The organism is Lentilactobacillus sp. (assembly GCF_040773105.1).
In the GTDB taxonomy this organism is placed as follows: domain Bacteria; phylum Bacillota; class Bacilli; order Lactobacillales; family Lactobacillaceae; genus Lentilactobacillus; species Lentilactobacillus parabuchneri.
In genome coordinates this window covers 1-6,078 of record NZ_JAXGWW010000124.1, presented here as the reverse complement: position 1 = coordinate 6,078, position 6,078 = coordinate 1, and the positions used below count along the sequence as shown (strand labels likewise).

At 45.6% G+C, this 6,078-nt stretch carries 7 protein-coding genes; all 7 read right to left on the bottom strand.

Features of this window, described 5'->3' with window-relative positions:
* The coding region (locus AB3112_RS07405; protein WP_367334203.1) for an AzlD domain-containing protein at nt 1–225 on the bottom strand (225 nt) is incomplete at its 3' end.
* An 11-nt stretch (nt 226–236) separates the two neighbouring features.
* Nucleotides 237–1,028: an AzlC family ABC transporter permease gene (locus tag AB3112_RS07400; RefSeq protein WP_057909743.1), complete on the bottom strand. Its 792-nt coding sequence runs from the start codon at nt 1,026–1,028 to the stop codon at nt 237–239.
* A gap of 126 nt (nt 1,029–1,154) precedes the next feature.
* Nucleotides 1,155–2,411, bottom strand: a complete 1,257-nt coding sequence (locus AB3112_RS07395) for a serine hydrolase (protein ID WP_367334202.1) — start codon at nt 2,409–2,411, stop codon at nt 1,155–1,157.
* 12 nt (nt 2,412–2,423) lie between these two features.
* Nucleotides 2,424–3,590: a cell wall metabolism sensor histidine kinase WalK gene (locus AB3112_RS07390; RefSeq protein ID WP_084972869.1), complete on the bottom strand. Its 1,167-nt coding sequence runs from the start codon at nt 3,588–3,590 to the stop codon at nt 2,424–2,426.
* 29 nt (nt 3,591–3,619) lie between these two features.
* A complete protein-coding gene (locus AB3112_RS07385) occupies nt 3,620–4,309 on the bottom strand; it encodes a response regulator transcription factor (RefSeq protein WP_013727423.1) in 690 nt (229 codons plus the stop codon).
* 704 nt (nt 4,310–5,013) lie between these two features.
* Complete coding sequence (locus AB3112_RS07380; protein WP_084972871.1) at nt 5,014–5,235, bottom strand: hypothetical protein; 222 nt, start codon at nt 5,233–5,235, stop codon at nt 5,014–5,016.
* An 11-nt stretch (nt 5,236–5,246) separates the two neighbouring features.
* Nucleotides 5,247–6,078 (bottom strand): oleate hydratase (locus AB3112_RS07375; protein WP_367334201.1); only part of this gene is annotated, 832 nt, incomplete at its 5' end.

The window sequence follows — 6,078 nt, the reverse complement described above, 5'->3', positions numbered from 1 at the left end:
TTCCGGTGCCCGGTTAACAATTGTCACCGTGTACACGGGTGAGATGAATAGGTCTTTAACGACCAGCGCAGTAAATAACGATATCGGCACATACCGCATCCATTCATTAAACCAGGCAGGAATTTTTCGGGTACGGAAAAACATAAGCGGAATTAAACGTGGTGCGAACGCCACGCAAAAACACCCTAAAATTAGCCAAACATGTTGTGTTGTGTTCCATTCCATAAAGATAGCTCCTAGTCATTCACGTCTTCTTCAGCATCTTCGGGTGACCCCGCCGGGTTCTTCATCGACTTTAGCCAGCCGCTCTTTGGATTGAACTTGCGAATGGTTGCCTCCACCGCAAACCCAATAAATGAGGCAGCCAGCGTTGATAGTACAAGCCCCAACGTTGATTTGGTAAGGACCATGAAAAAGGCGGCCAGAAATCCCGATAAAATACAGATGACGATGATCAATCCATTCTTTAACTGCACGACAATCATGTAGATAAATAACGCCGTTAAGGCAAAATGAACAATTGTCAGGTCAATATTAATCGCACTACCAATCAAACTCCCGATGATATTACTAATCGTCCAAAAGACCAGTGTCATGTGTTCAACGTGCAGCGCTTCTCGTGGCGTGAACTTTTTATCAGTCGAAAATTTCAAATAATTCAAAGCGTAGTTTTCATCGTTCATCGACGCCGCAAACAGCGCTGTGAAACCAAGCGACTCGCCATGCAGGTACTTCGAAAGACTGGATCCCAGCAATGCATAACGAAGCTCCAGAAAGAACATCATCAAGATTACTGAAAGCATGGGCGCATTGGTCGCAAGAAGTGATGCAATCAAAAATTGGGCACCACCAGAAAAGACCATTATGGAAACCATAAGAGTGGTCCAAACGTTAAAGCCGGAAGCGTGTAGTAAAATACCACACGCCAGGCCAATCGGAATATAACTTAAATCGACAGGCAAAGAAGCATCTAGTATTCTTCGCCAGTATGGAAGCTTCGCCCTCGATTTTGCTACCGCTTTTCCCAAAAGGATTCCTCCATTTAAACCTTGTCACACATCCGGAAATGTGTGTAAAAATAATGTAAACACAATTCAGGTACAATTATATGGGATTTTCACAAATTAATAAACACCTATTGTCCAATTGGATCATTAAAAAAGTCGCAAGATCGCCCGCCATAAGAGAACGAACGGATTTGCTTTTTTTATCGACTTGTTAGCGACCATGACAATTTGAGCACCGGATTTTTCGATATATTGCAATCGGTTATTGCCAGCACTTAGTTGAACCAACCCCACTTTAGCGCTTTTCTTAACTGGTGCCTGCACATCGGTCGGCTTTTTGACGTAACGACCATGAACTTTAGTTTGCGAAACCCCATTTTTGACCCAGACCCAATGAGTAGACTTGGTCACCGGCAAAACCGTCTCTTGTTTGCCGTCAGGCACCTTGGCCTTACCCACTCCCTTGATGGCTGTATTGGCCTTCAACTTAATGGGGTGCTGCGTCGTGTAGACTGAGCGCATCAACTTTGCCGTTTGGATAAATCTGGCTGGATCAGAAGCACCCTTGTTGCGAGCGCCTAAAACAACCGTGATGATGCGATGTTTTCCACTTTGAGTGGCAGAGCCGACAAAGCACGCGCCAGCCTTATCAGAAGTACCGGTCTTTAGACCATCGACTTTGACGCCCTTGGCAATTGATTTGTCCGCCAACAGCTGATTGTGCCCTGTCATCTGAGTCCCATAAAACGTCCCCGACGATTGGTCCGTAATCTGCGTGACCCGCGGGAAATCCTGAAGCAGATGCTTGGCTAACAACGCGACATCACTTGCGGAGAGTAAGTTCTCAGCGTTCTTGCTGACGTTTTTAAGGGCCAGCTGGCCGGTGAGCTTGTTCGTCAACCCCGACGCATTATAAAAATGACCATCCGTGATTCCGAGCTTTCTAGCCGTCCGGTTCATCATGGCAGCAAACTTTGTTGGCGTCCCGGCAACCTTTTGTCCCAATGCCAGCGCGGCCGCATTTGCGGATGCCACCAACGTTGCATTGACCAACTGGCGCACCGAATACGAGTGTCCCGATTTTAACGGGACATTGGTTAATTCGGCAGCCGTACTGAGCTTTGCCAACGCCGGTGTAATCTTGACCTTGTCGCTCCAGGCCAACTTCTTTTGGGCAATTTGCTGATGGACAATGTAGACCGTCATTAATTTTGAAATCGACGCTATGGCCATCGGCTTGTTGGCGTTCTTCTGATACAAAATCTGGCCGGAATCTGCGTCAATGGCAATCGCGGACTTCGCGTAAATCGTTGGTTGTTGACTGCGAGCTCCAGCATTGGTGGTCACTCCCAGAACGCAAAAAAAGCCCATTAAGGCTATTAATAATTGTAAACGCTGCTTCATAAAGGTCTCCTCTTATTGGGCAATGGCTTTTTGAACAGGATTTTTCAGCTGATCGCCGTGTTTAACCGGTAAATGAATGGCAAATGTTGTAAGCCCCTGATCCGAGCTGACATTAATGTAGCCGCCATGCAGGTCAATGATACTTTGCGCAATCGCCAAACCAAGGCCAGAGCCACCAGTATCCTTATTCCGCGAACTTTCAACACGGTAAAACCGCTCAAAAATCTGATCGAGTGATTGCTTAGGAATTTCCGGGCCGTCATTGGCAACGTGAATCACAACTTCTCCCGGCTGCCCAGTCGCACAACTGAGGTAAATGTGGTGGCCGCCCTTGCCATATTTAATGGCATTTGAAATTAAGTTATTGAACACCCGGCCAAGCTTTTCCGCATCAGCTTCAATATACATCGGCTGATCAGTTTCTTGAGCCGAAATGGCCAAGCCGCTTTTATCCGCTTCCAATTCAAAACTTGCCACAAGCTGTTCCATCATCTGATTAAGGTCAATTTTGCTGATCGATAATGGCGTGCCCGTTTGTTTAACTTTTGTATACTCAAACAAATTGTCAACCAGCGACTTCATTTGTTTGGCCTTAAGATAGGCGATATCCGCGTATTTCAGCAGGTCTTCTTGGCTATGGTACTGTTTGTCACGAATCAGGCCAAGATAGCCCAAAATAGACGTCAGAGGCGTTCGCAGGTCGTGACTGACGTTGGTAATCAACTCGTCCTTGGAGCTTTCAATCGCACGCTCCTCGTCCATGGATTGAATAACACTGTCAACCAGCGCGTTGATGCTTTCTACAACTGATTGCGTATTGCCTTTCAATTTAAATGGAATTCGGTGATTCAAATGACCGTTGGCGATATAGTGCAGTTCACTGATGATATGTCTCAACTGCATTTGGTGATACCGCCTAATGAGCCGCCAGTAAACCACAGCGGCATCAAACAAGATCATCAACACGATAAAAATATTTTCCCAACTCCAAAGGTGAAGATGGTCAGGCCCGATGATAATTGAGCGCTTGATGATAAAAATGCCATCCCGCAATCCGGGGTTCGTTGAAATAGATTGGTTAATTAAAACAATGATTGAAAGGTTGAGCAGCAACAGTAAAATGACTGTCACAACCCCTTCCAAAAAGAGTTCGGTTTTTTCGCGGCCGGTCAGCTTCACGTTGCGTTCCCCCTTAATGACAATTAAAATTAATGTGATTCAATCTTGTAACCAACACCCCAAACGGTTTGAATGACTTTTTCACCGTTGGTTGCTTCTTCAATCTTATCCCGTAGATGACTAACGTGGACCATAACAGTTTTGGCAGAAACAATACTTTCCTGACGCCAAACCCGCTCAAAAATTTCGTCGGCGGAGAAAACCCGGTTGGGATGACTTGCCAACAAATAAAGAATCCCAAATTCAAGCGCCGTCAGTTGAATTGGCGTGCCGGTAATGGTTTTAACTTCGTGAGAATCCTTGTTGATGGTGAGTGGTCCGATATCCAACACATCAGGGGTATCGTTGGTCACATGTTCTTCTGTTCGTCGCAAAAGCGATTTAACCCGGGCCATTACCTCAAGCGGATTAAATGGTTTGGTAACGTAATCGTCGGCACCACTGATCAAGCCCTGAATTTTGTCCATGTCTTCAGTTTTAGCAGATAAGATGATGATCGGAATTTGAGAATCTTTTCGAACTTCCTTGACGACTTCGATTCCGTTCATGCCGGGCATCATAATGTCAAGAATCATCAAACCAATGTCGGATTCAGTCCGAAGACGGGTCAGCGCTTCTTGACCACTGTAAGCAGAAACTGGCTCGTAGCCTTCATTTCGAATATAAATTTCAAGCAGTTGAGCAATTTCTTTATCATCGTCGACAACTAAAATTTTCATCATTAATCAACCTCATTATCCTATTTATTTACTATTATTCTAACATTGTTATGCGATCAAACTTATCAATTAGCATTCAAGTTTGATTCTACACTTTTTAACTAATTCGACAACTATCCTTGAAATGCTAATGTAAGGCGATTGCACAACGTTTACAAGGGTAACAGGGGAAGCTTAAAAAAGACTTAAGAGAGCGACGAGCAACGGGTGGTGCGGTTTCTAAGGGTAAATGGACAAAAGCCCTGGGTTCGGGCTTTTGTCCATTTACCCTTAGAAGTTAGCACCAGTTGCGTCGGAGCTTATTTTAGAAACCGAATCGCCCCTCAATCAAACATAACAAACGTATCCCCTTCACCTCCAACTAAGAGGGTCTTAGAGCGCAGTGTCAGTTGCGTCGGAGCTCATTTTAAAGGCTGAATCATCCTCAACCGAACATAACAAACGCATCCCCTTTCCCCCAAGTCAGAGGGACTTAGAGCGCAGCATCAGTTGCGTCGCCACGTAGGCTAGACGCTACACGTCGTTGGCGGTCGTCGGAGCTCAATTTAAAGGCCGAATCATCCCCAATCGAACATAACAAACGCATCCCCTTGCTTCCAAATTTGAGGATCGTAGAACACAAGCTTTCCAACAGGCACCCCCAAACAAAAAAGGCCGAGCAACCGTACCCGACCTCATCAATCTATTCTAAACAATTAAACGAACTAAAATTCATTGTTTAATCCTTCACCATCAGTCTTGGTTTCCCTCACAAAAGGGAGATCGTCAATGTCTTCAAAGGGTTTGAATCGTGAACTTCCGCCATGACCGCCATGACTATGGTAGATATGGTGAGACGTGTCAGCCAACATATCTCTTCCGTGCATGCCAACCGCAACGCCTAACCCAAACAACGCAATGCCACCTAATACAGTTCGGACTTTCATCATTACGCCTCCTAGATCAGCTTTTGATCTTTCAAGATTTCTTCCAGATAAGTGCCCCTTACATGGTCAATTAATTTTTGAACAACCATCTTTTCCGGAGCCGTCAGCGGTAATTCCATCAGCGATTTTTCGTCATTCAAGTAATAAATTGAGCTTAAAATTGATCGGACGTCAAACGATGACGCGTAAACCTCTGGAACACCCCTATCAACGTTGAACAGCTGATAAACAGCTTCCATTGCGGTTCGAACGGAATACTCGGTCGTAAACACTGTATCCCGCTTGGTTTCCGAAAAGTTACCGATGAACGCCAGGTTCTTTGAGCCTTCAGGAACAACCAATGGTCGGTCACCCGCTCTTCTTGGCATGAAATAAGTGGTGATGTAAGGCATGTGTACCGGAACCGTGTTGGCATCTTTGGCGATGGATTCAATCTGATCTTCCGGAACCCCAATGTGATACAAGAACTCTTCACAAATTTCAATGCCCGTGCAGTCCGCAATCTTCTTCTTAATGTAATTACCCGGCAAATCGGAGAATAAACCATAAGTCCAAACGACTAATTCATCGGGCTTTTGTTGGGCAAAGTGTGGCTGCCGGCTGACCGTAAAGCCCATCAGCCAATTCGAATCCCGAATTGAAACCGGGCCACTAGTAATCAACTGCCCACTGTGAGGTGCCTTCTTGGTAATCCGTTGAATGTAAGGCTCCACTCGATTGTCAGTGAAGGTCGTCGTAGCCGAAATCACCCAGTTAGCCGGTGGAATGTTCTGATAGAACTTCTTGGGATGACCAAATGCGGGATCCTGCTTGGCCAAATTTTCCCAAAGCTGCCAGGACGCA